Source organism: Tessaracoccus sp. SD287, assembly GCF_017355265.1.
Classification (GTDB): Bacteria; Actinomycetota; Actinomycetes; order Propionibacteriales; family Propionibacteriaceae; genus Aestuariimicrobium.
Genome location: NZ_JADIJQ010000011.1, coordinates 64150 through 89056 on the forward strand (window position 1 = coordinate 64150; position 24907 = coordinate 89056).

General features: G+C 69.5%; 26 protein-coding genes. 17 read left to right on the top strand and 9 right to left on the bottom strand.

Features of this window, described 5'->3' with window-relative positions; translation table 11 throughout:
- The first annotated feature begins 38 nt into the window (after positions 1-38).
- The 9 genes from IPV09_RS06450 to IPV09_RS06490 all read left to right on the top strand — a co-directional run bounded on the left by IPV09_RS06450 (position 39) and on the right by IPV09_RS06490 (position 8612).
- Complete coding sequence (locus tag IPV09_RS06450; RefSeq protein ID WP_207474420.1) at positions 39-1121, top strand: ABC transporter ATP-binding protein; 1083 nt, start codon at positions 39-41, stop codon at positions 1119-1121.
- Positions 1118-2878: an iron ABC transporter permease gene (locus IPV09_RS06455; protein WP_207474421.1), complete on the top strand. Its 1761-nt coding sequence runs from the start codon at positions 1118-1120 to the stop codon at positions 2876-2878. Before IPV09_RS06450 ends, IPV09_RS06455 begins: the two co-directional genes overlap by 4 nt.
- Before the next feature lie 14 nt (positions 2879-2892).
- Complete coding sequence (locus IPV09_RS06460; RefSeq protein ID WP_207474422.1) at positions 2893-5367, top strand: PfkB family carbohydrate kinase; 2475 nt, start codon at positions 2893-2895, stop codon at positions 5365-5367.
- A 28-nt stretch (positions 5368-5395) separates the two neighbouring features.
- Positions 5396-5662: a hypothetical protein gene (locus tag IPV09_RS06465; RefSeq protein ID WP_207474423.1), complete on the top strand. Its 267-nt coding sequence runs from the start codon at positions 5396-5398 to the stop codon at positions 5660-5662.
- An 84-nt stretch (positions 5663-5746) separates the two neighbouring features.
- Complete coding sequence (locus IPV09_RS06470) at positions 5747-6388, top strand: SRPBCC domain-containing protein (RefSeq protein ID WP_207474424.1); 642 nt, start codon at positions 5747-5749, stop codon at positions 6386-6388.
- Positions 6389-6427: 39 nt separating this feature from the next.
- Complete coding sequence (locus IPV09_RS06475) at positions 6428-6820, top strand: hypothetical protein (protein ID WP_207474425.1); 393 nt, start codon at positions 6428-6430, stop codon at positions 6818-6820.
- 51 nt (positions 6821-6871) lie between these two features.
- The gene (locus IPV09_RS06480) at positions 6872-7240 is read left to right on the top strand and encodes a metalloregulator ArsR/SmtB family transcription factor (protein WP_207474426.1); all 369 of its coding nucleotides are present in this window, start codon (positions 6872-6874) and stop codon (positions 7238-7240) included.
- Positions 7241-7264: 24 nt separating this feature from the next.
- Positions 7265-8242 carry an SRPBCC family protein gene (locus IPV09_RS06485; protein ID WP_207474427.1) on the top strand — a complete coding sequence of 326 codons (978 nt, stop codon included), beginning with the start codon at positions 7265-7267 and terminating at the stop codon, positions 8240-8242.
- Positions 8243-8276: 34 nt separating this feature from the next.
- Complete coding sequence (locus IPV09_RS06490; protein ID WP_207474428.1) at positions 8277-8612, top strand: YnfA family protein; 336 nt, start codon at positions 8277-8279, stop codon at positions 8610-8612.
- Here the strand turns inward: IPV09_RS06490 and IPV09_RS06495 are convergent, their stop codons facing one another.
- A complete protein-coding gene (locus IPV09_RS06495) occupies positions 8613-9308 on the bottom strand; it encodes a type 1 glutamine amidotransferase (RefSeq protein ID WP_207474429.1) in 696 nt (231 codons plus the stop codon).
- Positions 9309-9345: 37 nt separating this feature from the next.
- Here IPV09_RS06495 and IPV09_RS06500 point away from each other — a divergent pair, with 37 nt between their 5' ends.
- A complete protein-coding gene (locus tag IPV09_RS06500) occupies positions 9346-9738 on the top strand; it encodes a VOC family protein (RefSeq protein ID WP_207474430.1) in 393 nt (130 codons plus the stop codon).
- A 38-nt stretch (positions 9739-9776) separates the two neighbouring features.
- A complete protein-coding gene (locus IPV09_RS06505; RefSeq protein WP_207474431.1) occupies positions 9777-11165 on the top strand; it encodes a serine hydrolase in 1389 nt (462 codons plus the stop codon).
- An 83-nt stretch (positions 11166-11248) separates the two neighbouring features.
- Here the strand turns inward: IPV09_RS06505 and IPV09_RS06510 are convergent, their stop codons facing one another.
- Positions 11249-12334, bottom strand: a complete 1086-nt coding sequence (locus tag IPV09_RS06510; RefSeq protein WP_207474432.1) for a hypothetical protein — start codon at positions 12332-12334, stop codon at positions 11249-11251.
- 361 nt (positions 12335-12695) lie between these two features.
- Between IPV09_RS06510 and IPV09_RS06515 the strand changes: the two genes are divergently transcribed.
- Positions 12696-13745 carry a glutathione S-transferase family protein gene (locus IPV09_RS06515; protein ID WP_207474433.1) on the top strand — a complete coding sequence of 350 codons (1050 nt, stop codon included), beginning with the start codon at positions 12696-12698 and terminating at the stop codon, positions 13743-13745.
- On the opposite strand, the gene IPV09_RS06520 is transcribed toward IPV09_RS06515, so the two are convergent.
- The gene (locus IPV09_RS06520; RefSeq protein ID WP_207474434.1) at positions 13736-14419 is read right to left on the bottom strand and encodes a hypothetical protein; all 684 of its coding nucleotides are present in this window, start codon (positions 14417-14419) and stop codon (positions 13736-13738) included. The genes IPV09_RS06515 and IPV09_RS06520 overlap by 10 nt on opposite strands.
- Before the next feature lie 105 nt (positions 14420-14524).
- On the opposite strand from IPV09_RS06520, the gene tpx reads away from it, so the two are divergent.
- The 3 genes from tpx to IPV09_RS06535 are packed head-to-tail and all read left to right on the top strand — an operon-like array spanning position 14525 to position 16926.
- Positions 14525-15019: a thiol peroxidase gene (tpx, locus tag IPV09_RS06525; RefSeq protein ID WP_207474435.1), complete on the top strand. Its 495-nt coding sequence runs from the start codon at positions 14525-14527 to the stop codon at positions 15017-15019.
- 39 nt (positions 15020-15058) lie between these two features.
- Positions 15059-16024, top strand: a complete 966-nt coding sequence (locus IPV09_RS06530) for an alpha/beta hydrolase (RefSeq protein ID WP_207474436.1) — start codon at positions 15059-15061, stop codon at positions 16022-16024.
- Positions 16021-16926, top strand: coding sequence for a Sir2 family NAD-dependent protein deacetylase (locus tag IPV09_RS06535; protein WP_370590242.1), 906 nt, complete (start codon positions 16021-16023; stop codon positions 16924-16926). The genes IPV09_RS06530 and IPV09_RS06535 overlap by 4 nt, the downstream gene beginning before the upstream one ends.
- A 15-nt stretch (positions 16927-16941) precedes the next feature.
- On the opposite strand, the gene IPV09_RS06540 is transcribed toward IPV09_RS06535, so the two are convergent.
- The 3 genes from IPV09_RS06540 to IPV09_RS06550 are packed head-to-tail and all read right to left on the bottom strand — an operon-like array spanning position 16942 to position 19525.
- Positions 16942-17793 carry a metal ABC transporter permease gene (locus IPV09_RS06540; protein ID WP_207474437.1) on the bottom strand — a complete coding sequence of 284 codons (852 nt, stop codon included), beginning with the start codon at positions 17791-17793 and terminating at the stop codon, positions 16942-16944.
- Positions 17790-18638, bottom strand: a complete 849-nt coding sequence (locus IPV09_RS06545; RefSeq protein ID WP_207474438.1) for a metal ABC transporter ATP-binding protein — start codon at positions 18636-18638, stop codon at positions 17790-17792. The genes IPV09_RS06540 and IPV09_RS06545 overlap by 4 nt, the downstream gene beginning before the upstream one ends.
- Positions 18638-19525, bottom strand: a complete 888-nt coding sequence (locus tag IPV09_RS06550; RefSeq protein ID WP_207474439.1) for a metal ABC transporter solute-binding protein, Zn/Mn family — start codon at positions 19523-19525, stop codon at positions 18638-18640. The genes IPV09_RS06545 and IPV09_RS06550 overlap by 1 nt, the downstream gene beginning before the upstream one ends.
- A 102-nt stretch (positions 19526-19627) precedes the next feature.
- On the opposite strand from IPV09_RS06550, the gene IPV09_RS06555 reads away from it, so the two are divergent.
- Positions 19628-20650: a putative sulfate exporter family transporter gene (locus IPV09_RS06555; protein WP_207474440.1), complete on the top strand. Its 1023-nt coding sequence runs from the start codon at positions 19628-19630 to the stop codon at positions 20648-20650.
- Here IPV09_RS06555 and IPV09_RS06560 read toward each other — a convergent pair.
- The 3 genes from IPV09_RS06560 to IPV09_RS06570 are packed head-to-tail and all read right to left on the bottom strand — an operon-like array spanning position 20615 to position 23353.
- Positions 20615-21238, bottom strand: coding sequence for a cysteine hydrolase family protein (locus IPV09_RS06560; RefSeq protein WP_207474441.1), 624 nt, complete (start codon positions 21236-21238; stop codon positions 20615-20617). The genes IPV09_RS06555 and IPV09_RS06560 overlap by 36 nt on opposite strands.
- On the bottom strand, positions 21235-22764 hold the full coding sequence (locus IPV09_RS06565) for a cytosine permease (RefSeq protein ID WP_207474442.1): 1530 nt from the start codon (positions 22762-22764) through the stop codon (positions 21235-21237). Before IPV09_RS06565 ends, IPV09_RS06560 begins: the two co-directional genes overlap by 4 nt.
- 46 nt (positions 22765-22810) lie before the next feature.
- Complete coding sequence (locus IPV09_RS06570) at positions 22811-23353, bottom strand: GNAT family N-acetyltransferase (RefSeq protein ID WP_207474443.1); 543 nt, start codon at positions 23351-23353, stop codon at positions 22811-22813.
- Between the two features lie 120 nt (positions 23354-23473).
- Here IPV09_RS06570 and IPV09_RS06575 point away from each other — a divergent pair, with 120 nt between their 5' ends.
- The gene (locus IPV09_RS06575) at positions 23474-24817 is read left to right on the top strand and encodes an MFS transporter (protein WP_207474444.1); all 1344 of its coding nucleotides are present in this window, start codon (positions 23474-23476) and stop codon (positions 24815-24817) included.
- Positions 24818-24907: the final 90 nt, after the last annotated feature.

Here is a 24907-nt window from a genome sequence, read left to right on the forward strand (position 1 = left end):
TCGTGGGTGGGCCCCGCCCCTTCGCGCAAAGGATCACCATGAAATCCGTCGACCTCGACGATGTCACCAAGACCTACGCCGGCTCGACGCCGTCGGTGGACAAGCTGTCGCTCACCATTGCCGAGGGTGAGTTCTTCACCCTGCTGGGCCCCTCCGGGTGCGGCAAGTCGACCACCCTGCGGATGATCGCCGGGTTCATCAGCCCGACCTCGGGCCGGATCCGGTTCGGCGACAAGGACGTCACCCAGTTGCCCCCACACAAGCGGGACACCGGCATGGTCTTCCAGAACTACGCCCTGTTCCCGCACATGGATGTCGAGACCAATGTCGCCTACGGCCTGACCATGCGCCGCGTCAGCAGGACCGACCGGGCGACCAGGGTGGCCGAGGCGCTGAAGGTGGTCGGGCTCGACGGATACGCCGAGCGTCGCATTGACCAGTTGTCCGGCGGCCAGCAGCAGCGGGTGGCATTGGCCCGAGCCCTGGTCATCCAACCCTCGGTGCTGCTCCTCGACGAGCCGCTGTCGAACCTGGACGCCAAGCTGCGGGAGGAGACCCGGGCCCAGATCCGCCAGATCCAGCAGCAGACCGGGACCACCAGCGTCTACGTCACCCACGACCAGTCCGAGGCGATGGCCATGTCGGACCGGATCGCGGTGATGAACCAGGGCGTCCTGCACCAAGTGGGCGCCCCCCGCGAGATCTACCGCCGACCGGCGACGGCCTTCGTGGCCCGGTTCATCGGACGCTCCAACCTGGTCCAGGCCACCGTCGAGGGCCGTGAGGACGGGCACCTGGTGGCGCGCACCGAACGCGGCGAGGTGCTCACCGCCCCGATCGTCGACGGCTACTTCTCCGCCGAGGCCCGGACGGGGGACCGGGTGGCGCTGTCGGTGCGCCCGGAGGCGCTGTCGCTGGACGACGGGCGCTCACCGGAGTCGGGGACCATCACCGCGACGGTGCGGATGACCGAGTTCACCGGGTCGGGATGCGTGGTCTGGTTGCGTTACGGCGACGACGACGTGCTGATGAGCATCCCCGACACCGATGAGTTGCCCGAGAACGGGCAGCAGGTGCGCCTGCGTGCCGACAGTGGACGCACCTGGGTGGTGGTCCCATGACGCTCACGGCACAGCCGGCCGCCGCTCCCACGCTGCGGCGGCGGAACCGGGGGCAACTGACGGCCTCGGATCGCTTCGTCTACGTCCTGGCGATCCCGTTGGTGCTGGTCCTGCTCATCTACATCGTCTTCCCGATGATCGCGACCTTCATGACGTCGGTCGAGGACGGCGGCGCCAGCTACCGGGACTTCCTCGGCGGCAACTCCCGACGGGCGTTGGGGCTGTCGGTGGGCATCTCGCTGGCGTCGGTGCTGACTGCCGGGCTGATCGGCAGCGGACTCGCGGTGTTGCTGACCCGTTTCGACTTCCCGGGCCGCTCCGCCCTCAAGGTCTTCGCGCTGCTGCCGATGGCGTTGCCGCCGCTGATCGGGGCGCTGTCCTTCTACTACCTGTACGGCACCTCGGGGATCATTCCCCGCCTGCTGGAGTCCTTCACCGGCATCCCGGCCTCCTCGCTGTCCTTTGATGGCATCGCCGGCGTGATGCTGGTCCACAGCCTGACGATGTACCCGTACTTCTACCTCGCCGTGAGCGCCGGCCTGTCGGGCAGCGACGCCTCGCTGGAGGAGGCCGCCATGAACCTGGGGGCCAGCCGCGCGACCATGTGGCGCACGGTCCTGTTCCCCATGCTGACCCCCGCCCTGGTGTCCGGGGCGCTGCTCACCTTCATGGTGTCGATGGCCTCCTTCACCGCCCCGCAGTTCTACAACGTGAACACGCTGACCATGCGCATCGTCGCGGCCAAGACCTCGGGCGACTACGGCCTAGCCGCGACCCAGTCGACGGTCCTGTCGGTGGTCTCCATCCTGTTCCTGCTGCTGATGCGCTGGTACCAGGGACGTCGACTCACCCGCAGCATGTCGAAGGGCACGCCGCAGGCACTGCGGACCGTGCACGGGGTGTTGCCGAAGACGCTGGCCGCGCTCGGCTCGGTCCTCGTCGTGGTCATCCTCGCCGCGCCGGTGGCAGCGATCTTCCTGCTGGCCTTCACCGTGGACGGCACCTGGACCACCCAGATCATCCCTCCCCGCTACACGGTGGAGAACTTTGTGGAGATCTTCACCGACCCGCGCAGCCTGCGCCCGTTGCTGGTCTCCTCCCAGATGTCCGGGTTGGCCATGGTCGCCTCGATCGTCATCGGTGTGCTGACCGCCTGGGTGATCGCGCGGTGGAAGGGCCGCGGGGCTGGAGTCCTCGACCTGATGATCATGCTGCCGTGGGCCCTGCCGGGCACGGTCGTCGGCATCAACATCGTCACCGCCTTCGCCTCGCCGACCCCCTTCAACCTTGGCCAGGTCTTCATCGGGTCGCTGTGGATCCTGCCGCTGGCCTACTTCATCCGATTCGTGCCGCTGGTGTTCCGCAATGCGGCGGCCTCCCTGGCCCAGATCGACCCCTCGGTCGAGGAGGCCGCCCAGAACCTGGGTGCCGGTCCCTTCCGGACCCTGCGGACGATCACCCTGCCGTTGATGGCGCGCGGCGTGATCGCCGGCGCGCTGCTGGCCTTCGTCCAGGGTTTCGGTGAGTACGTCGCCTCGGTGGTCATCTACCCGGCCCGATTCGCCCCCCTGTCGGTCGAGATCTACAACCGCCAGTACGCCAACCAGCTCGGCTCCGCCTTCGCCTACGGCTCACTCCAGGTGCTCGCCATCCTGGTCGTCCTGATCATCTCCGAGATGCTGGAGCGACCGGGCAGCAGGAGACGACGCCAGCCCACCGGCGACATCGCCGCCACCGCCGCGGTCGCCGCCGCATGAACGGAAGAAATGTGATGAACCACCCCGAACAGTCCGCCACCCCTGACCAGGTCGCCGGCCGCTTCCCGCTGCGCGGCCGCGACGACTTGTCGATCTACTGGGACAACCACCTGCGCGTCGCCTTCGAGCAGTCAGCACCGCACGACCTGCCGGCCATGGTGGAGGCGTCCCTGGCGCACGTGATCATGCTGGCCGAGACCGGCGCGCTGTCGGCCGAGCGGGCCGAGCGGCTGCTGGGTGGCCTGCTGCAGCTGTGGCAACGGTGGGGACCCGAGGGGGAGCCCGTCGACTGGAGGCCACGGGTCACCGATCACCCCTTCGACGGTTCGGTCGAGGACCCCTACTACTACCTGGAACAGCAACTGGCGGACGCCTGCGGCATCAGCACCGCCGATCTGGACGTCCAACTGGCCCGCAGTCGCAACGACCTGGACGCGGGCGTGTTCCGGATGATCCTGCGGCGAGGCATCCTCGATCTGGCCGACCTGGCCCTGCAGTGCGTCGACGACCTGGTCGTCACCGCCGGGCACAACGTGGAGTCGGTGCTGATCGGCCACACCCACCGCCGTCCGGCCCAGCCGACCACGATCGCCCACGTGCTGTCGGGCCTGGCCGAGGCGCTGCTCTCCCAGGCCGACGAACTGCTCTCGGTCTATGACGAGATGAACGTGTCCCCGCTGGGATCAGCCGCCTTCACCGGCTCGGACGTCCCCATCAGCGCCCAGCGGGTCTCCGACCTGCTCGGCTTCCAGCGTCCCTTCACCGCCTCCTACGAGGCCGTGGCCGGGGCCGAGCACTTCATGCGGCTGGCCTCACTGCACGCCCGCGTCTGCGCCACCGGTGCGCGGTGGGCCCGGGTGCTGCAGGAGTGGATGAACCTGGGCTGGGTCGAAATGCCCAGCGAGTTCACCCAGGGCTCCTCGATCATGCCGCAGAAGAAGAACCCCGTCGTGCTCGAGCACATGGTCTCCATGTCCGGTGCTGCCGTGGGGGAGATGACCGCGATCTACACCACCATCGCCGCCGGCTGGTACGAGGACTCGAACAACGCCACCACCGACGTCCAGAAGCACCTGTGGGCCTCCACCGACCGGGTGATCCGCTTCCTGCGGCTCTTCGACGGTCTGACCCAGCGCCTCGCGCCCGCCGACCTGCCCGACGACGAGACGATCGTCCGCTCAGGGTCCACCACGACCGCGGTCGCTGAGGCGCTGGCTACCCGCAACGTCGCCTGGCGCGCCGCCCACGACGTCGTCGGCACCCTCTTCCGCGGCGGCGACCCGACCACCTGGACCGCTGAACAGGTGGCGGCCGTGCTCGCCGACGCCGGCATCGACGACGACTCCGGCGCATTGTGCGAGGTGGTGCTGTCCTCGGGCCGCGAGCCCCGACGCATCCTCGACCGCACCCAGCCCGGGTCGCCGGGACGCGAGCCGATGACGGTCGCCCTGGCCAGCGCATCACGCCGGCTGGACGAGCTGCGCCGACAGTTCACGGTCCGCCGTGACGACCTCGGCCGTGCGCGCGCCCGGCTGCTGGGCCTGGCCCGCGACCCCGGGGCGTCCCGGCAGGGCACCGGTCGGCTCAGCGTCATCGGCAATGCCAACCTCGACGTCATCGTGCACGGCGCCGACGACTTTCCCGCGCCGGGAACCGAGCGGGTGATCGACGACATCGAGGTCCGGCTCGGGGGATCGGCCGCCATCGCTGCCCAGCGGGCCGCCCAGGCCGGGGTGGCCACCAGGCTCGTGGCCAAGGTCGGGGCCGACGTCTCGGCCGAGGCGATCCAGGCACTGACCCGTCACCCCTCGCTCCAGGTCGACCTGGTCCGCAGCCCCGGGACGTCCTCGGGGTTGACGGTGGTGCGGGAATCCCGCGGCAGCGACCGATCGTTCCTGTCCTCGCTCGGCGCGATGGCGACGTTCGCCCCCCAGGACGTGCCTGCGGACGCCTTCGACACCGACTTCGTGCTGTTCGGCGGCTACTTCCTGCTGCCGATGATGCAGGGTGGGGCGGCGCGCGACATGCTCGCCGAGGCCCGACGTCATGGGGCCAGGACCGCGATCGACACCGGCCACCCCGACGGCGGGTGGACGCCACGGGTGCGTGCCGAACTGCTCGAGGTCGTCCTGCCCCACGCCGACTACTTCCTGCCCAATGAGAGCGAACTGACCGGGCTCGCCGGGCAGGACGACGTCGAGGACGCAGCGGCGACGGTGGCTCGGCACACCGGCGCTGTCGTGGTGGCGAAGTTGGGTGCCGATGGGGCCCTGGTGCATGACGGCAGCACCGCCTGGCGCCTGCCCGCCCCCCGGGTGGACGTCGTCGACACGACCGGGGCGGGGGACTCGTTCAATGCCGCCTTCGTGGCCGCCCTGATCCGTGGACAGGACGTCCCGGCGGCTGCCGAGGGTGCCGTGGCTGCCGCCTCGGCACTGGTCGCCGCGCGACCCTCGGCGCGGGAGTCAGTGGTGCAGCAACACTGCTGACGTCCCGCACGCCGCGTAGCATCGGCACATGACCCACCACAACGATCCAGAGGATGAGGCCGAGGACTACCTGGCGGCCTTCACCACCCTGCCCGAGGTGTTGCAGGGAGCCGCCCTGACCGTGGTCCATGCGGCCCAGGAACTACCCGTCGACCAGGTCCTGGGCGTCAAGGCGCGACTCGAGCAGGCGGCCGGGCGCGACGGTCTGCTGCAGGGGGAGGCCGCCGCTTTCGTGGTCGCCTGCTGCCACCTGCTGGACGCCCACTACCAGGCCACGAGTGCGGTGGTCACCTAGTCGCAGCCCGTTTGTCGACACGCGGAGTGGGAGTCGTGGGGTCGTCGCGGCCGACCCAGTAATCTCCGGTGCAGGAGGTCAACGATGACACAGACGAAGTCCCGCACCCCTGCCGCGCTGGCGATCGGGGCGCCCCTGCTCGCCGCAGCAGCCGCCGCCACGGCAGGTGCCGTCGCGGCCCGGCGCAGCGGCTTCCCGGGCCGGGTCGGGGCCAGCAAGTTCGAGGCGCGCACCCACATGCCGGGTGACGACCTGCTGCCCGCCGCCGAGGTGCAGAACGACCGCGCCCGCCTGCTGTCGGCCCCACCTGAGCAGGTGTGGACCTGGCTGAGCATCCTGGGCCGTGACGAGGCAGGTCTCTATTCCGCCGCAGCCCGGCAGCGCCTCAAGCAGGCTGAGGGGGAGGTGGCGCCCCTGCAGGTGGGGGAACGTTTCTGGGTGCACCCGAAGCTCGTCATGCGCGTCGTCGAGGTGGACCCCGGACGAAGCCTGGTGCTGCGCACCGACCCTGCTGACAAGGCAGCCGAACCCGGGGCTGAGGTCACCTGGGGATTGCTGCTGCGTCACGTGCCCCGACCAGGACGCAAGGTCTTCACGCGACTGCGCATCCGGGAACGGCATCTCCTGCACGATGCAGCCACCAGCCGCAGGGCGTCGGCGGCCAGCGTCGGCACGGCGGTCAACACCTGGCGGCTGCTCGCCCACCTGGAGTCGCTGACCCGCTGACCCTTCCAAAACGGCGCCCGCGCGCGGACAATGGATTGCATGCACGCGCGGGACACCGACCGCGGTCTGGAAGCCCTGGCCGATCCGGAACTCGACGCAGCCTTCCAGGCCGCTGCGGCGCAGCACCGTGACGCCGTGGTCGGTTCGCAGCGCCAGCGGATGCTGCTGGTCCAGGCGCGGGGGATCCCGCTGCGAGTGGTGTCGAAGTTTGGTGAGCGCGTGGCCCGGCTGCAGTTCGCGGACAACACCGCGATCCTGGTCAATTGTGATGGCCCCCGACGTCGCATCGGTTCGGTGGGCATAGCCCTGGTCAAGCACCGGCCCGTGCTGGTCACCGCCGTCCACGACGACGGTTCGCGGCTGCGGGTGCGGCTGCGCTGGGACGACCAGCACGTCGACGTCGAGGTGCTCGGCGGCGACCAGATTCCCTGATGCGCGATGGACCCTTGACGATCGCAACGCGTCGGCATAAGCTACAACCAAATGGTTGTACATCAGCCTGACGCAGCATCGTCCCACGGCGGTGACCCGGCGCACGGAGACGACGACATCGACCGGATCTTCCGGGCCCTGGCCGACGCCACCCGCCGCGACATCGTTCGGCGGACGTTGGTGCAACCGATCTCGGTCTCCACGTTGGCGGCGGACTACGACATGTCCTTCGCAGCAGTACAGAAGCACGTCGCCGTCCTCGAAGCCGCGGGGCTGGTGACCAAGACTCAACACGGCCGTGAACGTCTCGTCCACGGCAACCCCCACGTCATCCGCAGCGCGCAGTCCCTGCTGGACAGCTTCGAACAGATCTGGCGCGGTCGGGTCGCACGACTCGACGCCCTGCTGGCCGAGGACTGAGCACCCCACCCGAAAGGCACTCCCATGCCCATCACCACCGTCACCAAGGACCCCGACGCTCTGACCCTCACGGTCGTCGCCGACTTCCCCGTGCCCGCCCGCCGACTCTGGGACGCCTACAGCGACCCCCGCCAGATCGAACGCTTCTGGGGCCCGCCGGAATGGCCGGCCACCTTCACCCGCCACGACATGGCCACCGGTGGACGCTCCCACTACTTCATGACCGGACCCGAAGGGGACCAGAGCCACGGCTACTGGCGGTTCACCGACGTCCGCCCCGGTCAGTCCTTCGAGGTCGTCGACGGATTCGCCGACGCCGACGGCACCCCCAATGACGACCTGCCCACCGTCCGGGTGGTGTTCAGCTTCGCCGACGCCGACCAGGGCTCACGGCTGGTCTCGACCAGTTACTTCGACACCGCCGACCAGCTGCAGACCTTGATCGACATGGGAATGGAAGAAGGCCTCACCGCCGCCATGGGCCAGATCGAGGACGTGCTGGCCGACCTGCGCAGCTTCGCCACCGACCTGCCCACCCAGTCGCAACTCATCGGCGACCACCAGGTGCGGATCAGTCGCGTCATCCGCGGCACGGTCGAGCAGGTCTGGGCCGCCCACCACGACGAGGAGTTGATGAAGCAGTGGTTGCTCGGCCCCGACGGCTGGACGATTCCGGTGTGCGAAGTGGCCCGCAACGTGGGCGACAGCTTCCGCCAGGAGTGGGTCGACGCCAACGGCGAGAACGGCTTCGGGTTCACCGGCGAACTGCTGGAGAGCCATCCGCCGGTGCGGGCGGTCACCACCGAACGGATGATTGGCACCGATGGGCCCACCACCACCAACGAACTCACCCTGACCCCGCTGGAGGGCGGCGGCACCCTGCTCAGCCTGCTGATCACCTATCCCGACGCGCAGACCCGCGAGATGATCCTCGGCACCGGGATGACCGACGGCATGGAAACCAGCTACGCCCGCCTCGAGGAACACGTCCTGGCAGCCTGAACCGCGACATCCACGGTGCTGCGACACTGACGCCATGGACGTCATCAAGTCGGTTCCCCTGTTCCTGCTGGCCGCGGTCTTCGAGATCGGCGGCGCCTGGCTGATCTGGCAGGGCGTTCGCGAGCACAGGGGCCTGGTCTGGGTCGGCGGCGGAATCATTGCCCTGGGCGTCTATGGCTTCGTCGCCACCCTGCAGCCCGACGCCAACTTCGGGCGCATCCTGGCGGCCTACGGTGGGGTCTTCGTCGCCGGGTCGCTGCTGTGGGGCATGGTCGCTGACGGTTTCAAGCCCGATCGCTGGGACGTCACCGGCGCCCTCATCTGTCTGCTGGGCGTGGCGGTCATCATGTACGCACCCCGCCCGGCCTGACTAGGCGTCGCCGTTGACGACAGCCGTGAACCCATCGGCGATGGCCTGGCAGGTCGGCGCCACGGCGGCGTCGACCTGGCGCATCCGGTCGAGCATGGTGGTGCCCTTCCGGCCCCGTGACGCCCACCACGTCTGCATCAGCTCGGGGGAGGCCTCCGGATGGAACTGGACGCCCCAGACACTGCCCAGCCGGAATGCCGCATTCTCGTACATCGTGCTGCGGGCCAGTTCGACCGCACCCGCAGGCAGCCGGGTCACCGCGTCGTAGTGCGACATGGGCACCGGCCCGCCGGCAGCCACCGCGCCACCGACCACGGGATCGGCGGCGGCGGCCGGCAGCCACTCCAGCATGACGGCGCCCTCCTCGAGGCCGCGCGCGTCGGCCACGGTGACCTCGCCACCCAGGGCCTCGACCACCAGTTGGTGGCCCAGGCAGATGCCCAGCACGGGGATGTCGATGTCATGCAGGTCGGCGACCAGGTCCTTGACCTGGCCAATCCACTTCTGCTCGGCGTGGGCGTTGGTGCGTCCGCCGAGAACCACCAGGCCGTCACCGATGGCGTCCAGGTTGGGGACGTCCTTGGTGGTGACGTCGATGACCGACAGGCGCACCCCGCGCGGCAACCAGTCCTCGAAGCGGTCCAGGGGAGCGTGGGAGTCGGGCTGCAGCACGGTGATCCGAGGTTTCTTGGCCATGCCGCGAGACTAGTGGACCTCGGGCTAGTCTCGGCCCATGACCGGACTCGTCCCGTACCTCTTCTTCCCCGGCAACGCCGCCGAAGCCCTGACGTTCTACCAGCAGGCGTTCGACGGTGAACTGGTCCTGCACCGCTACGCCGACTTCGGTCGTACCGACGGTCCCGGCGATGCCGTGGCCCACGGCATCCTGTCCGGAAAGGTCGCGTTGTTCGGTGCCGACGCGGGGCCCGACGAGGACGGGGTGCACCTGGTGGGCGTCGACTTCTCGCTGCTGGGGGCCGCCGAACCGCAGGTGCTGAGGCAGTGGTTCGCGCGTCTGGCCGATGGGGGCAGGGTGGTCGCGGATCTGGAGCAACGGCCGTGGGGTGCCCACGACGGCACGGTGGTGGATCGCTTCGGCATCCGATGGTTGATCGGTTGGGAATAGCAGCCCCTGCGCGCAGCTCCACCGCCTAGTGTCAGAGGATGTCGACCACCGCCTTCTTTGAGCAGTTGACCCTCGACGTGGCCGGGCGGGCGCGCGCCCAGCGGCAACCCTCGCTCTCGGTGGCGGCGGCGCTCGACGGGGACGTGATCTGGACGAGCGCGCTCGGCGACGCCGACCCCCTCGCCGCCGAGCCGACGACCCCGACGGCCACCACCTGCTACCGCATCGGCTCACTCACCACACCGCAGGTGGCCGTCGCCGTGATGGTCCTGGCCGAGGGCGGGCAGGTCGACCTGGGCGCCCCCATCAGGAACTACCTGCCCGACGCCCCGGCCGGGTCGGCCACGGTGGCGCAGTTCCTGTCGCACACCTCTGGTCTGGTCGCGGAGATCGACCGACCCTGGTGGGCGCGCGCCGGCGGCTGCAGCTGGGACGAACTCGTTGCCATGAACCTGCGCCAGGTGGCGGCACCGGGACTGGCGCACCACTACTCGAATGTCGGCTACGCCGTGCTCGGACGACTGCTCGAGGTGGTCACGGGCAAGCCCTGGGACGCACTGCTGGCCGAGGTGCTGTGGACGCCGCTGGGCATGTCCCAAACGGCCCGCAGTCCGGGCCCCGATCACGCCACCGGGGTGGCGGTGCACCCGCTGCGCCCGCAGGTCCACGCGGAACCGGTGCCGCCGTACCTGGCCATGGGGCCGGCCGCTGAACTCTGGTCGACGCCCACCGATCTGGCCCGCCTCGGCTCGTTCCTGGCCGGCGTCGGGCAGGGCAGGGGAGTACTGCGCCCCGAGTCCCTGGCCCTGATGCGCCACCCGGCCGCACTGGCGACGGCGCAGGGCGGGGGCTGGACCTCGGCCCACGGTCTGGGGCTGATGGTGCGCAACACCGGCGGTGCGGTGCAGGTCTTCCACGCCGGCTCGGTGCCCGGCTTCACTGCTCACCTGGTGCTGGACCCGGCCAGTGGCACCAGCGTCGCCGTGTGCGGCAACTCCACCTCCTGGAACGGCGGCGCCTTCGACTGGCTCCAGGCCCTGTCGGCGACGGTTCGGCCGCACCGGGCAGCGTCGGAAACCGCGGACGGCAGTGGTGGGCCCATGCTGCCCCCCACCACGCGGCCGCTGGCCGGACTCTGGTACCGCGGCCCCCAACCCATCCTGGTCAAGGTGCACCAGGACGTCATCCTGGTGCACCCCACCGAGTTTCCTGACCAGGCCTCGCGGGTGCGTGCCGATGCCGGGGGCCGACTGGTCGGGGTCAGTGAGGACGCGGCCTTCGGCGAGGAACTCACTGTCGACCCGGACCACCCCGAGGACCCGCGCTGGTTCACCCTGGCCGGGCTGCACCATGCGCGGGCGCCCTACGACCCCGACAGTGAGGTGCCCGGCGGCGTGGACGAGCAGGGGTGGCGTCCGCTGCGCTGAGCAGCCCCGGGCATGGCAGAAGGCCCGCCGAGCAGGATGCTCGACGGGCCTTCTGTGAGGGTTTGGTGTGGGCTGGGCCCAACTCAGAACCCGCCGGCGAACCCGAAGATCGAGGCAGCAATCCACGCGAGGGTGGTGTTCAGCCAGATCGACGAGGCCGGGGGGTCGATGTGGGTCGTGCCACGGGCGTACCACACACGCTGGAAGATCTCGGCCAGCAGTGCGCCGATCCAGCCGAAGACCGCACCGACGAGCATGGCGCCAATGGCGGCGTACCACAGGTCGTTGGTCATCGACTCGATCTCGAGGTAGTAGGCGAAGCCCTTCTCGCCCTCACCCGCCAGGATGGGGAAGAACAGGGTGGCGGCCAGACCGGCGACGATGGTCACGTGGTGCTGAACCGGCATGTCCCAGCCGATGATCAGGAACAGGATGATGATGGCCGAGATGCCGAAGACGAACGAGGAAGCCGAACCGGCCATCATCGGGAAGTTGATGGCGAGCATCAGGGAGACGCCGGCAGCAGCCAGACCGAAGAAGATGCCGATGGCGCTGAACTGCTTGGGGGTCTCCTGGTAGGGCAGCCACTTGTACTCGTCGGTGGTGTCCCACTTGCCCATGAAGCCGCCCTGAGCCTTCTTGTCCTTGCGGAAGCGCTCCGGGTTGAACAGCGAGGCGGTGCCAGCAGCAGAGTTGCCAAACGCCAGACGGGCGATGATGGCCGAGATCAGAACGGTGAGTGCGACGGAGTCGGTGTGGGCGCCGAGCCACGGAACCTTCGAGAGGCCGATCTGGAGCAGGTAGCCGAGGACGCCGAAGGCGGAGCCGACCAGGAGGACCGACGGGCGGCCGAGCTTGGCCAGGGGAGAGGTCGCGTCCTTGCCGGAGGGGATGTACCCCTTGTGGGCGGCGTAGGCAGCTGCTGCGGCGCCGGCGGCGAAGGTGACGTGCGGCCCCATGAACGGGCCGAAGGCAATGTAGTTGAAGGCGATGCTGGGGTCGATGCCCAAGGTGGATCCGACGGGCGTGACGGCGATGCCCCACGCGAACAACACGCAGAAGCCGGTCAGTGCGAAGGCGAAGTTACCACCGATCGCCGCGCCGAAGAATCCGCCTGCGGCCGCGGCGATCAGGCCCAGCAGGAAGATGCCAAGAGAAGCTGTGAACATCCTTGTTCCCATTCAAGACGGAGCGCCCAGAGGGCGCCGAACGTGAAATCAGATCCACAAGCTTTTGCCAGACCTGACCGAGGGGGATGCCCCTCACCGGGAAAACTAACACGCCCCACGGTGGATTGCCCAGAGGGGCTGGGTAATTCGGTGGCTGTGTCGCCCCTAGTGGGACAGGGTTTGCACACTTGTCTAGTCAAGACCGGTCAAGTGAGCACATGCGTGCGTGCCGGTGTGGGAACTTCTTTTCGGCCGGTCCGTGTGCCGCGTGGGCCAACCGGGGCCGAAGTGTCTTGATGTCCTCAGAGTTTGCCCTACTCATTTCGGGTTCGCAGCAGACACGCGCAATAGGCTGGACGTCATGGCAGACAATGAGCAGCAGCTGGCAACCGAGCATGGCCGCGGCGGGGTCTACTCCGCCAAGGGCAAGGAGTTCACCCGCGACACCAACTACATCACCACCCGCATCGTCGCTACCCCCCGACCCGGTGAGGACGAGTACCCGGTGGAGGCCGGTCGCTACCGACTGGTGGCCGCTCGGGCCTGCCCGTGGGCAAACCGGGCAATCATCGTGCGCCGACTGCTGGGCCTGGAAAAGGTGCTGTCCCTGGGGCTGCCGGGCCCCACCCATGACGCCGACTCCTGGACCTTCGACCTCGACCCCGGCGGTGTCGACCCGGTGCTGGGCATCGCCCGCCTGAAGGATGCCTACGAGAAGCGTTTCCCCGGCTACCCCCGCGGCATCACGGTGCCGGCCATCGTCGAGGAGTCCACCGGCGAGGTGGTCACCAACGACTTTGCCCAGATGACGCTTGACCTGAGCACCGAGTGGACGCAGTACCACCGCGAGGGTGCCCCCGACCTGTGGCCGGTGCACCTGCGCGACGAGATGGCGCCGATCATGAAGCGCATCTACACCGAGGTCAACAACGGTGTCTACCGGTGCGGTTTCGCCGGCAGCCAGGAGGCCTACGACGCCGCCCACGAGCGCTTGTGGACCGCCCTGGACTGGCTCGAGCAGCACCTGGCCGATCGGCGCTACCTGATGGGCGAGCAGCTCACCGAGGCCGACGTGCGGCTGTTCACCACCCTGGTGCGCTTCGACCCCGTCTACCACGGCCACTTCAAGTGCAATCGCCAGAAGCTGTCGGAAATGCCGGTGCTGTGGGCCTATGCCCGCGACCTGTTCCAGACGCCGGGCTTCGGCGACACCGTCGACTTCGACCAGATCAAGAAGCACTACTACGTCGTGCACACCGACCTGAACCCCAGCCAGATCGTGCCGGCGGGCCCCGATCTGGCGGGCTGGCTGACCCCACACGGACGCGAGGCCCTCAGCGACGACCCGTGGGGTGGTGGCACCGCCCCCGGACCCGTGCCCGCCGATGAGGTGGCACCGACTCAGCTGTGAACCACCTGGGCGTCCCAGCCGTAGGCGGTGCGCACCGACAGGGTCTGGCCCGGCGTCTGCGCGAAGCCGACCCGATAGCGGCGCAGCTGGCCGGGGCCCAGTTCGCCCGGCCGGGGCGCGAGGATGTCGTGGGCCGGGTCGTAGACGCGGATCGCCTCGACACCACCAGCGGTGGCGTCATGCCCGACCAGGCCGACATCGATCGGGGTCGCGGTCGTATTGCGCAGGCTCACCTCCACCCAGACGTAGGTCATGCCGGGGATGGTCCGCACCTGGGCGCTGGGGGTGAATGGCACCGGGCGGGCGACGGTCACCGTCAGACCGCTGGGAAAGGCGAAGGGCTGGTCGAAGTCCGCGGTGCCGGTGGGCACGCCATCACTGCCAGTTCCTGTCGCCGTGGCGGTGGGCAGCCCGGTGGGGCCATCGGAGGAGGCGGGCACCGTGGGACGGGTGACCCGGGTCTGGGTGGCCGTCGGCAACCGACTGGGCGCGGAGGTGGCCGTCACGGCTGCGCTGGTGCTCGGTTCGGGGGCGGTGGTGCGTGGTTCGGGGACGGCGATCGAGGGCGTTGCCGCCGGGCTGGTGCTCACCGGCTCACCGGAGCGTCCCTCGTCCGGGGTGCACCCGGCCAGCAGCAGGACAGCGCCGAGCGCGACGCCGACGAACCTGGTCACGCCTGGGGCCACGGGTCCTCCTGAAGGGTGCTGCCCCCAGTGTGGCACGCCCCCGGCAGCCGGACGGCTGGTCGGCAGTTGGTCGGCTCCGGTAAGAATGGGCACATGGCTACCATCACCCTCAAGGGAACACCCATCCAGACCGTCGGCGAACTGCCCCGGGTCGGGTCGCAGGCCCCCGACTACGACCTCGCGAGCCCCGGCGACGTCCGCCTCACCCCGACCAGCCACGCCGGCAGGCGCGTCGTGCTGAACATCTTTCCCAACATCGAAACCGGTGTCTGCCAGACCAGCGTGCGCACCTTCAACCAGCTGGCCGGTTCCTTGGACAACACCGTCGTCCTGTGCGTGAGCAACGACGAACTCGAGACGCTGGCCGGGTTCTGCGCCGCCGAGGGCCTGGACAACGTCCAGGTCGCCTCCGCCAAGGGCACCAGCTTCGGCGACGACTACGGAATCACCATCCAGGACAGTGCTCTGCAGGGACGTCTGGCGCGGTCAGTGGTCGTCATTGACACCGACGGTACGGTGCTGCACACTGAGCAGCTTCCCGAGATCGCCCAGGAGCCCGACTACGACCGGGCGCTGGCTGTTCTCTGAGTGGATGGCACTCCCTGCCCGGACCCTAGACTTGCGGCCATGAGAAGCACTGTCTTCCACCTCGAGGTCAACGGCACGGGCATGGGAGTGCGCCACTGGCTGCCCGACCAGGACCCCCGCGGCGTCGTCCAGGTCTGTCATGGCATGGCCGAGCACGGAGGGCGCTACGCCGAGCTCGCCCAGGCCCTGACCGACCAAGGCTGGGCGGTCATCGCCGGGGACCACCGCGGGCATGGCCGCACCGCCGAGTCCGCCACCGGACCCGGCCACCGCTTCGAGGTCGACGGACTCGGCGCTCTTGGCCACGCCGCGGACAGCAATGGCTGGCGCACCCTGGTCGAGGACGCGCGGTCGGTCGCCCTGCACGCGGGGGTGCTCCACCCCGGGGTGCCCCGGGTGCTGCTCGGTCACAGCATGGGGTCGCTGCTGGCCCGCGACTACGCCATGCAGTGGGCCCACGACCTGGACGGGCTGGTGATCAGCGGCACCCCGCGGGCGCAGGGACTGATCGGGAAGGCGGGGCGACAGCTGGCCAGGACCATGGTCAGGACACGCGGACCCCGTAGCCGGGCGCACCTGTTGCACCGGATGACCTTTGGCTCCTACAACAACCGGTTCAAGCCGACCCGCACGGAGTACGACTGGCTGAGCCGCGACCCCGAGGCCGTGGACGCCTACATCGCCGACCCGCAGTGCGGGTTCATCGCCACCAACGCGTTCTACGTCGACCTGGTCGACGGCCTCGAGCGGGTGAACCGTCCCAAGCTGGCCAAGGGCACCGGCAAGAAGCTGCCGATCCTGCTGCAGACCGGATCGGCAGACCCGGCCGGTGGCGAGCGGGCGGCCCGGGCCGTGAAAGCCGTGTACAAGGGCATCGGCAACCGGCACGTCACCCTGAAGACCTATCCCGGCGCCCGCCACGAGGTCTACCACGAGACCAACCGGGCCGAGGTCTTCCAGGATCTGGTCGACTGGTTGGACACGCTGCCCGGGTCGAGGCAGTGACCGGCAGCCACCGGGTGGTGGGCACCCCACGGATGCTCGAGCGTGCCCTGGGTGAGTGGGAACCCACCCGGGTGCCCCGAGGGGTGCCCGACGACGCGTGGCAGGTACTCGGGACCGTCGGTTCCTGCGTGGTTCTCACCGGTGCGGGGGTCTCCACCGATTCCGGGGTGCCCGACTACCGCGGCCGCAACGCCCCCCGGGGCAGCCCCATGCAGTTCGCAGACTTCGTCGCCAGCGCCGAGCACCGCCGCCGCTACTGGGCTCGCGGTTACCAGGGCTGGTCGGCCATGGACGTGGCCCGCCCGAACCGGGGCCACCAGGCGCTGGCTGCCTGGGAGGACGGTGACTGGCCCTGCCGACTGACCGGACTGATCACGCAGAACGTGGATGGTCTGCACGCGGCGGCCGGCAGCGAACGCCTGGTGGAACTGCACGGCAGCATCCACGACGTGGTCTGCCTCGACTGCGGTGCGCTGTCGGGCCGGCAACAGATGCAGGACCGGATGGCCGCGGCCAACCCCACCGTCAGGGTCACCCCCTGGCGGGGGCACCCTGAACTGCGTCCCGACGGTGACGCGATGGTCGAGGACTGGGACGACTTCGTGGTGCCGGCGTGCCTGACCTGTGGGGGAGTGCTGAAACCCGACGTGGTCTTCTTCGGCGAGACCGTCCCTCGACGGCGGGTCGATCAGGCGCGGGACTGGGTGGATTCCACCGAGGCCCTGCTGGTCGCCGGGTCGTCGCTGTCGGTGATGCCCGGGCTGCGGTTCGTCCGGCAGGCGGCTGCCCGGGGTGCGGCGATCATCATCATCAACCATGGGGCGACCCGCGGCGACGAGCTGGCCACCGTGCGACTGGACGGCCCCGTCAGTGACCTGCTGGAGGCACTGGTCGCGCCGTGATCGGGGCGGCCGGGCTCAGGCGATGCCTCGTCGGCTGAACGCCGTGCCCCGACGCAGGTGCCCCACCAGCAGGCAGACCAGGTAGATGAGGAAGGACACCGTGGTCACGTAGGGGCTGATCGGCAGGCCGGGGCCGAGGGAGAGCAGGATGCCACCGACGGCAGCGGTCACGGCGAAGACCACCGACATGGCGGCCAGCACCACGGGGTGGGAGGTCACCCGGGCCGCCGCCGCGGTCGGAGTGATCAGCAGCGAGAGCACCAGCAGGGCGCCCACCATCTGGACGGCCATCGCCGTGGTGAGGCCGAGGACCACCATGAAGACCACCGACAGGGCGCGCATCGGCACGCCGCGGGCGATGGCCACCTCGGGGTCGACCGAGGCGAAGAACAGCGGACGCCAGATGATCGCCAGCGCCGCCGCCACGATCACCGCCACGACCGCCAGCGTCACCAGCTGGGTGTCGTCGACTGCCACGATCTGGCCGGTGAGCAAGCCGAACTTGTTGGACGAGCGGCCCTTGTACAGCGACAGGAAGAGCACCCCCAGACCGAGCCCGAAGGGCAGGAAGATGCCGATCGCGGCATTGCGCTCACGGGAACGGGCGCCGAGCAAGCCCAGCAGCAGCGCCGCGACCACCGAGCCGATGATGGCCCCCGAGGCGACGTTCCAACCCAGGAACAGGGCTGCTGCGGCTCCGGCGAAGGACAGTTCGCTGGTGCCGTGGACGGCGAAGGACAGGTCGCGGGCGTGGATCATGGGCCCGATCAGTCCGGCCACCACGCCCAGGATCAGGCCGGCGACCAGGGAGCCCTGCACCAGCGGCACCAGCTCGGCGAAGTTCTCGAAGTTGATGATGGCATTCACGAGAACGGCACCTCATCGGAGTGGTCGTGGTGGTGGGCATGGGAGTGCTCGTGGTCGTGGTGCGGTTCCTCCTCGGCACCGAAGACGACGATGCGGTTGCCATGGCGGATCACCTCGATCGGGGAACCGTACAGCTCGGTGAGCGAACTGGAGGTGATCACCTGGTCGGGGGGACCCACCTTGGCGTTGCCCTTGGCGAAGTAGACGACCCGGTCGACGATCGGAAGGATCGGGTTGATCTCATGGGTGACGAACAACACGGCGATCCGGTACTCCCGGCGCATCCGGTCGATCAGGTCGGTGACCGCCTGCTGGTGGGCCAGGTCGAGACTGAGCAGTGGTTCGTCGCAGAGCAGCACCGAGGGGCGGGTGACCAGCGCCTGGGCGATCCGCAGCCGCTGCTGCTCCCCGCCCGAGAGCACGCCAATCGGTTCGTTGGCGTAGTCGGCGGCGCCAACCAGTTCCAGGACCTCGTCGACGCGGCGGCGGCGTGCCCGGTTCGGCAGCGGCAGCCCCCAGCGGTCGCCGTCCAGACCGAAGCGGACCAGGTCGCGTCCGCGAACAGTGGCGCGACTGTCCAGGGTCTTCTGTTGGGGCACGTAACCAATGCGGCGCGAGCCCAGCCGGACCGGTTCACCGACGACGTGCACCTGCCCATGCGCCAACGGCACCTGGCCCAGCAGCACCCTCAACAGGGTCGTCTTGCCGGCACCGTTGGGGCCGAGCACGGCGACGAACTCGCCCGGCTCGATGTCGATGGACAGGTCGTCCCACAGCGGACGACCGCCGAACGCCACGCACGCCTTGCTGATCCGCACCGCAGGTGCACTCGCCGGGGTGGACATCAGGCGGTCAGCGCGTCGACGGCGTTGCCGATCATGGTGACGTAGTCGTCGACGCCCTCCGGGAAGGTCTCGTACACCTTGACGATCCTGGCCCCGGTCTCGGTGGCGCGCGCCACCAGACGCTTCGAGACGGCGTCCTCGGTCTGGCCGTTCACGACGAGCACGCGAGCCTCGGTGCCGACCAGTTGCCGGGTGGCCTCAATGACCGCCACCGAGGGGCCCGACTCCGACTCCGACTGGCGGATGAAGTCGGCGGGGGTGACGTCGGTCAGGCCCAGGTCGGCCAACAGGTACTCGGCCACCGACTCGGTGCTGACCACCTTGGCGCCGCCATGGGCGGCCGCCCAGTCGCGGGCGCGCTGCAGCAGCGCGTCGATCTGGGCGGTGAACGCCTCGGCATTGCGCGTGTAGGTCTGGGCGTTGGCGGCATCCAGCACCCCGAGCTCCCGGGCGACCGCCTCGGCGACAGCCTTGGTCGTGTCGAGGTCGTAGAAGACGTGCTCGTTGGCTGCCTCGGCGTGACCCCCCTGGACGAAGGCGTCGACCACCACGGGGGGCTGGTCGACCGACTGCACCAGCGCCAGGGCCCAGGCGTCGTAGCCGCCGCCGTTGAGAACTGCCACACCGGCCCGCGACATGCTCAGCTTGTCCTGCGCGCTGGCCTCGTAGTCATGGGGGTCCTGGTCAGGACTCATGATCGGGCTGGTCACCTCGACGCGGTCACCACCGACTGCCTGGGCAATCGACGCCCAGACGATGGTGGACGCAAAGACGCGCGCACGGTCAGAGGATGACTCCTGGGTGGTGCCACTGCTGCAGCCGGCCGCAGCCATGCCGACCACGGCAGCCAGACCGAACAGTCCGCGGCGGGTGACGGTGTGGTTCATGATCCTCCAAGCTATTGATAACGATTATCATAAGGGGATGCGCCTGCCGCTGCAAACCGCCCCGGGTCGCACGCCGGGCCTCGCAGCCGCGACACTGGTCCGGTGACCACCGTGACGACCAAGGCCCCACCGACCCACCACTGGCTCCGCAGCAGGGGACCGGGGGTGGCGCTGGCGGCGCTGGGCGCGGCCCTCGGGTTCGCGCTGCACCACTGGGTTCCCGGCATCCAGGCCGGCACGGTCGCGGTGGCCCTGGGTGCCCTGCTGGTCAACCTCGGGCTGATCCCAGCCGCGGCCGAACCGGGGCTGGCCTTTGCCAGCAAGAAGCTGTTGCGCCTGGCCGTCGTCCTGCTCGGCTTCGCCCTGTCGCTGCGCGAGGTGGCCGCACTCGGTGGTCCCGGGCTGCTGGTGGTGCTGCTCACCGTCGGGTGCGCCTTCGGGGGCACGTTGCTGCTCGCCCGGCTCCTCAAGGTGCCCGCGGCGACCGGTCTGCTGGTGGCGACGGGATTCTCGATCTGCGGTGCCTCCGCGATCGCCGCCATGGAACCGCTGGCCAGGGGCAGGAAACAGGACACCGCCGTCGCCGTCTCGCTGGTGACGCTGTGCGGGACCCTGGCCATCGTCGTGGCCCCACTGTTGCGATTCCCGCTGGGGCTGGACGATCCCACCGTCTTCGGGCAATGGGTCGGTGCCTCGGTGCACGACGTGGGGCAGACGGTCGCCACGGCCAACACCGTGCCGGGCAGCCTCGAGTCGGCGGTCATCGTCAAGCTGACCCGGGTGATCCTGCTCGCGCCCATGGTGCTCGGCGTCGGCATGGTCATGCACCGGCGGCTGCGTGACGACCGGGTGGAGGCCGGTGGGCGGCCACCCGTGGTGCCACTGTTCGTGGCCGGGTTCCTGGCCGTCATCGTGGTGAACACCCTGGTCAGCCTGCCCGAGTCCCTGCTGGCCGTGGCCGCGTTCACGCACCAGGCCCTGCTGGCCGTCGCCCTGTTCGCGCTGGGCACCGGCATCCACTGGAGGGTGCTGCGACGGGCAGGCGGACGCTCCCTGATGCTGGGTCTGCTGGCGTGGCTGCTGGTGGCCTCAGTCGCCTACGCCGGGGTCAGGCTCATCAGCTGAGGCTGACGGGGCCAGACCGCTGGTCGGCAGCACCCACAACTGCGGGGCGTACAGCGCCATCACGTCCAGCGCCTTCTGGTGGTTGAGCGCCGACGAGCCCGCGCAGGCGTCGGCGATGACGGTGACCGTGGCACCGTCGTCGACGGCGGCCAGCGCGGTCGACAGCACGCAGCAGTCGGTGGACACCCCCGCGAGCACCAGGTGGGGGTTCGCCCCCGTGATCGCCAGCAGGTCGGGCCCGTACTTGCCGAAGGTGCGCTGGTCGAGGGTGCCGCCCACCGTGACCCCGGAGGCGTCGATGGCCGCCGCCGAACCCACCAGGGCGAACAGTTCGTGGTTGTCGTCCTGGTCGGCGAAGCTGAAGGTCTCGAAGTACTGCCGCCAGGACCCGGCACGGTCGCGGGCGGGCAACCAGCGGGTGAGCACCACGCGTCCGGCGAAGTGCTCGGCCAGGGCCCGGACCGGGGCGACCGTGGCGGCGAACTCGGGGGCGCACCAGGTGCTGCCGGGGTCGGCGAAGATGCGCTGGTGGTCGATGACCACCAACCAGGCCTGGTCGGGGTCGGGCAGCACCGCTTCGGTGGTCATCGCGATGCCACCTGGTCGGACTCCTGGCGACGGACCACCCCGCGACGCGCCAGCAGGGTGACCACGAAGCCGAGCGCCAGTGAGACCAGCACGCCCAGGTTGGCCCACGGCCAGTTGCCCTCCCAGGTGGGCACCCCGTCGACGGCCACCTTCTTGCCCAGTCCGAGCGGCTCGAGCAGGTAGCCCTGCCAGTTGTTCCAGGCTGCGTCGGCGGCGAAGGAGTTGACCACCAGGCCCCAGCCGATGATGGTGGCCACGACCATGGTGGCGATGGAGACCCAGTCAACCGAGCCGTAGCGGCCGCGGGAGTCGAACAGGGCCCGCTCGTCGTAGGGTTTGCGGCGCAGCGCGATGTCGGCGCACATGATGCCTGCCCACGCCGCCAGCGGCACGCCCAGGGTGATCAGGAAGCTCTGGAACGGTCCCAGGAAGTCGGTGGCGAAGAAGACCACCCAGATCGTGCCCAGGGTCAGGATCACCCCGTCGACACCGGCGGCCACCGGACGAGGAATCCTGATGCCCAGGCTGAGCAGGGTCAGGCCCGAGGAGTAGATGCCGAGCACGGCGCCGCTGATCAGGGTCAGGATGGCCACGACCAGGAATGGCAGCAGCACCCAGCGGGGCAGCAGCTGGGCCAGCGCACCGATGGGGTCACCGCCGACGGCCGAGGCGTAGTCGGGGCTGGAACCGACCAGCAGCAGACCGAAGACCACCAGCAGCACCGGTGCCACCGAGCCGCCGAAGGTGTTCCAGAAGACGATGGCGCCGGCACCGGCCCGGCGGCTCTGGTAGCGCGACCAGTCGGCAGCAATGTTGACCCAGCCGAGACCGAAACCGGTCATCACCATCACCAGCGCGCCGACGGCGTTCTGCCACGCGCCAGCGGGGTGGTTGTCCATCACGCTGGTCCAGCTGATCTTCGGGATGGTCAGGATCATGAACAGGATCGTGAAGGCGCCGGTGACCCAGGTCAGCACCGACTGCAGCTTCATGATGGTGTGGTAGCCCAGCACCGAGGCGACCACGACGATGGCGGCGATCACCAGGCAGGCGATCACCTGGGTGGTGGTGCCGTGGGTCCAGCCCAGCGCGTCGAAGACGGTGGCGGTGGCCAGGGTGGCGACGATGGTCAGGCTCGTCTCCCAACCGATCGAGGTGATCCACGAGACCAGACCGGGAACCTTTTGACCCTGGACGCCGAAGGCGGCGCGGCTGAGCACCATGGTGGGAACCGAGCCGCGCTTGCCGGCGATGGCGATGACGCCGCAGATCAGGAAGCTGAAGATGATGCCGAGGACGGCAACCAGGGTGGCCTGCCAGAACGAGATGCCGAAGCCCAGCAGGAACCCTCCGTAGCTCATCCCGAAGACGCTGACATTGGCGGCGAACCAGGGCATGAACAGGTCACGGGGTCTGGCAGTGCGGTCTGCCTCGGCGATCACGTCGATGCCCTGGAGTTCGATCAGCCCCGGACGGGTCGACCCGGTGGTCGCGTCCGTGGTCGAAGTCGCGTTGTCGGCGGTCATGCAGGAAATCTAGCGGCTCGGTGCTGTGACGACCATCACCCTCGGATCAGTCCGCGCGGGAATCCTCAAAGGTCAGGGTCACGAAGACCACGTCGAGCCAACGGCCGAACTTGCGGCCCACCTCGTCGAGTCGGCCGGCCACCGTGAACCCCAACTGCTCGTGGAACAGGATGCTGGCCTCGTTGGTGGCATCGACGACCCCCACCATGACGTGCACCCCGCGGCCGCGGGCGTGGTCGATCAGGGCCGACATCAACATTCGTCCCACTCCGCCCGCGCGCCGGTCGGGGGACACGTAGACCGAGTGCTCCACGGTGAAGTCATAGCCCGCCTTGTCGCGGAAGCTGCCGTAGGTCGCGAAGCCGACCACCATCGGCGCCGTCGGGCTGCCGGGGGTGGTGGCGTCGGTGAACTCGGCCACCATGACCGGGAACTGGCGGCGCTGCTTGCCCTCGAACCAGGCGAGTCGGTCGGCCACGCTGACTGGGGCCAGGTCGTAACTGGCGGTCGTCCCGACGCCGGATTCGTTGTAGATCGCGGTGATGGCGGGGACATCCTGGGCGCTCGCCGTGCGGATCGTCAGAGGCATGGCGGTGAGATTACTCCGCGTGGCACGGGCGCGGGGCACTGTGGGGGCCGATGCCGGGACGGACTCGTGGCAGACTTCACCTCGCGCTGCCCGACCCGCCCACCTGGAGCACCGGTTGACATGACCCAGACCACTGAACCCGCACTCACCCGTTCCGAGCGACTGGACCGGCTGCCGTTCAACCGCAAGCACACCCGACTGCTGGTCGGTTCCGGACTCGGCTGGGCGCTGGACGCCATGGACGTCGGGCTGATCAGCTTCGTGATGACCGCCCTGGCCGCCGAGTGGATGCTCGGCCAGACCGAACTGTCGTTGATCGGTTCGATCGGCTTCGTGGGCATGGCCGTCGGTGCCGCCCTGGGCGGACTGCTGGCCGACCGGTTCGGCCGGCGCCAGGTCTTCGCGCTGACGCTGCTGGTCTACGGTCTGGCCACCGGCGCCTCGGCGTTGGCCGGCAGCGTGGCGGCACTGATCATCCTGCGGTTCCTGGTCGGGATCGGCTTGGGCGCCGAACTGCCGGTGGCCTCCACCCTGGTCAGCGAGTTCGCCCCCCGCCGTATCCGCGGCCGACTGGTGGTCGCCCTCGAGGCGTTCTGGGCGCTCGGCTGGATCCTGGCTGCCCTGATCGGCTACCTGTTCATCCCCACCTTTGAGAACGGGTGGCGCTGGGCGCTGGCGGTCGGCGTCATCCCCACGGTCTATGCGGCGGTAGTGCGCTTCGGCCTGCCCGAGTCGGTGCGCTTCCTGGAGTCCAGGCAGCGCCACGCCGAGGCCGAGGCGGCGGTGCGGGAGTTCGAGGCGGCCGGCGGCGTCGCACCCCCAGTCGACCCCCCGCTGGAGGCAACTTCGCTGCAGCCCGTCACCGGCGGCGGCGACCCGACGCCCTCGATCTGGTCGCCGGCGCTGCGCCGACGAACCGCTGCCCTGTGGGTCGTCTGGTTCATGATCAACCTGTCCTACTACGGCGCCTTCATCTGGATGCCCACCCTGCTCTTCCAGGACGGCCACACCCTGGTGAAGTCCTTCCAGTACACCCTGATCATCACCCTGGCGCAGATCCCCGGCTACGCGGTCGCTGCCTGGCTCATCGAGAAGTGGGGCAGGCGCCCCACCCTGGCGACCTTCCTGGTCGGCTCGGCGGCCAGCGCCGCCCTCTTCGGGGTCGCGGACGGACCGGCAGCCATCATCGCGACCGGCTGTGCGTTGTCGTTCTTCAACCTGGGCGCCTGGGGCGCGCTGTACGCGATCGGCCCCGAGTTGTACCCGACGGCAGTGCGCGGCAGGGGCACCGGTGCCGCGGCAGCATTCGGGCGCATCGCCTCGATCATCGCGCCGCTGATGGTGCCGGTGCTGATCGGCCGCGGCGGCCATCCGTTGACCTTCGGGGTGTTCGCGGCAGCGTTCCTGGTCGCGGCCATCGCGGCGTACGCACTGCCCGAACAGCGGGGCAGCGCCCTGGACTGAGGGTGGGGCCACCTGCCTCTCCCCGCGGTCGAGCGGGTCGCCTAGTATCGGGACATGCCAGTGAAGTCGAATGGAGCAGGCCCTGGACCG

Excerpts from the sequence above, each read along its gene's own strand:
- IPV09_RS06450 (WP_207474420.1), top strand. The coding sequence starts at position 39 with ATGAAATCCGTCGACCTCGACGATGTCACCAAGACCTACGCCGGCTCG.
- IPV09_RS06455 (WP_207474421.1), top strand. The coding sequence starts at position 1,118 with ATGACGCTCACGGCACAGCCGGCCGCCGCTCCCACGCTGCGGCGGCGG.
- IPV09_RS06460 (WP_207474422.1), top strand. The coding sequence starts at position 2,893 with ATGAACCACCCCGAACAGTCCGCCACCCCTGACCAGGTCGCCGGCCGC.
- IPV09_RS06465 (WP_207474423.1), top strand. The coding sequence starts at position 5,396 with ATGACCCACCACAACGATCCAGAGGATGAGGCCGAGGACTACCTGGCG.
- IPV09_RS06470 (WP_207474424.1), top strand. The coding sequence starts at position 5,747 with ATGACACAGACGAAGTCCCGCACCCCTGCCGCGCTGGCGATCGGGGCG.
- IPV09_RS06475 (WP_207474425.1), top strand. The coding sequence starts at position 6,428 with ATGCACGCGCGGGACACCGACCGCGGTCTGGAAGCCCTGGCCGATCCG.
- IPV09_RS06480 (WP_207474426.1), top strand. The coding sequence starts at position 6,872 with ATGGTTGTACATCAGCCTGACGCAGCATCGTCCCACGGCGGTGACCCG.
- IPV09_RS06485 (WP_207474427.1), top strand. The coding sequence starts at position 7,265 with ATGCCCATCACCACCGTCACCAAGGACCCCGACGCTCTGACCCTCACG.
- IPV09_RS06490 (WP_207474428.1), top strand. The coding sequence starts at position 8,277 with ATGGACGTCATCAAGTCGGTTCCCCTGTTCCTGCTGGCCGCGGTCTTC.
- IPV09_RS06495 (WP_207474429.1), bottom strand. The coding sequence starts at position 9,308 with ATGGCCAAGAAACCTCGGATCACCGTGCTGCAGCCCGACTCCCACGCT.
- IPV09_RS06500 (WP_207474430.1), top strand. The coding sequence starts at position 9,346 with ATGACCGGACTCGTCCCGTACCTCTTCTTCCCCGGCAACGCCGCCGAA.
- IPV09_RS06505 (WP_207474431.1), top strand. The coding sequence starts at position 9,777 with ATGTCGACCACCGCCTTCTTTGAGCAGTTGACCCTCGACGTGGCCGGG.
- IPV09_RS06510 (WP_207474432.1), bottom strand. The coding sequence starts at position 12,334 with ATGTTCACAGCTTCTCTTGGCATCTTCCTGCTGGGCCTGATCGCCGCG.
- IPV09_RS06515 (WP_207474433.1), top strand. The coding sequence starts at position 12,696 with ATGGCAGACAATGAGCAGCAGCTGGCAACCGAGCATGGCCGCGGCGGG.
- tpx (WP_207474435.1), top strand. The coding sequence starts at position 14,525 with ATGGCTACCATCACCCTCAAGGGAACACCCATCCAGACCGTCGGCGAA.
- IPV09_RS06530 (WP_207474436.1), top strand. The coding sequence starts at position 15,059 with ATGAGAAGCACTGTCTTCCACCTCGAGGTCAACGGCACGGGCATGGGA.
- IPV09_RS06545 (WP_207474438.1), bottom strand. The coding sequence starts at position 18,638 with ATGTCCACCCCGGCGAGTGCACCTGCGGTGCGGATCAGCAAGGCGTGC.
- IPV09_RS06550 (WP_207474439.1), bottom strand. The coding sequence starts at position 19,525 with ATGAACCACACCGTCACCCGCCGCGGACTGTTCGGTCTGGCTGCCGTG.
- IPV09_RS06560 (WP_207474441.1), bottom strand. The coding sequence starts at position 21,238 with ATGACCACCGAAGCGGTGCTGCCCGACCCCGACCAGGCCTGGTTGGTG.
- IPV09_RS06565 (WP_207474442.1), bottom strand. The coding sequence starts at position 22,764 with ATGACCGCCGACAACGCGACTTCGACCACGGACGCGACCACCGGGTCG.
- IPV09_RS06570 (WP_207474443.1), bottom strand. The coding sequence starts at position 23,353 with ATGCCTCTGACGATCCGCACGGCGAGCGCCCAGGATGTCCCCGCCATC.
- IPV09_RS06575 (WP_207474444.1), top strand. The coding sequence starts at position 23,474 with ATGACCCAGACCACTGAACCCGCACTCACCCGTTCCGAGCGACTGGAC.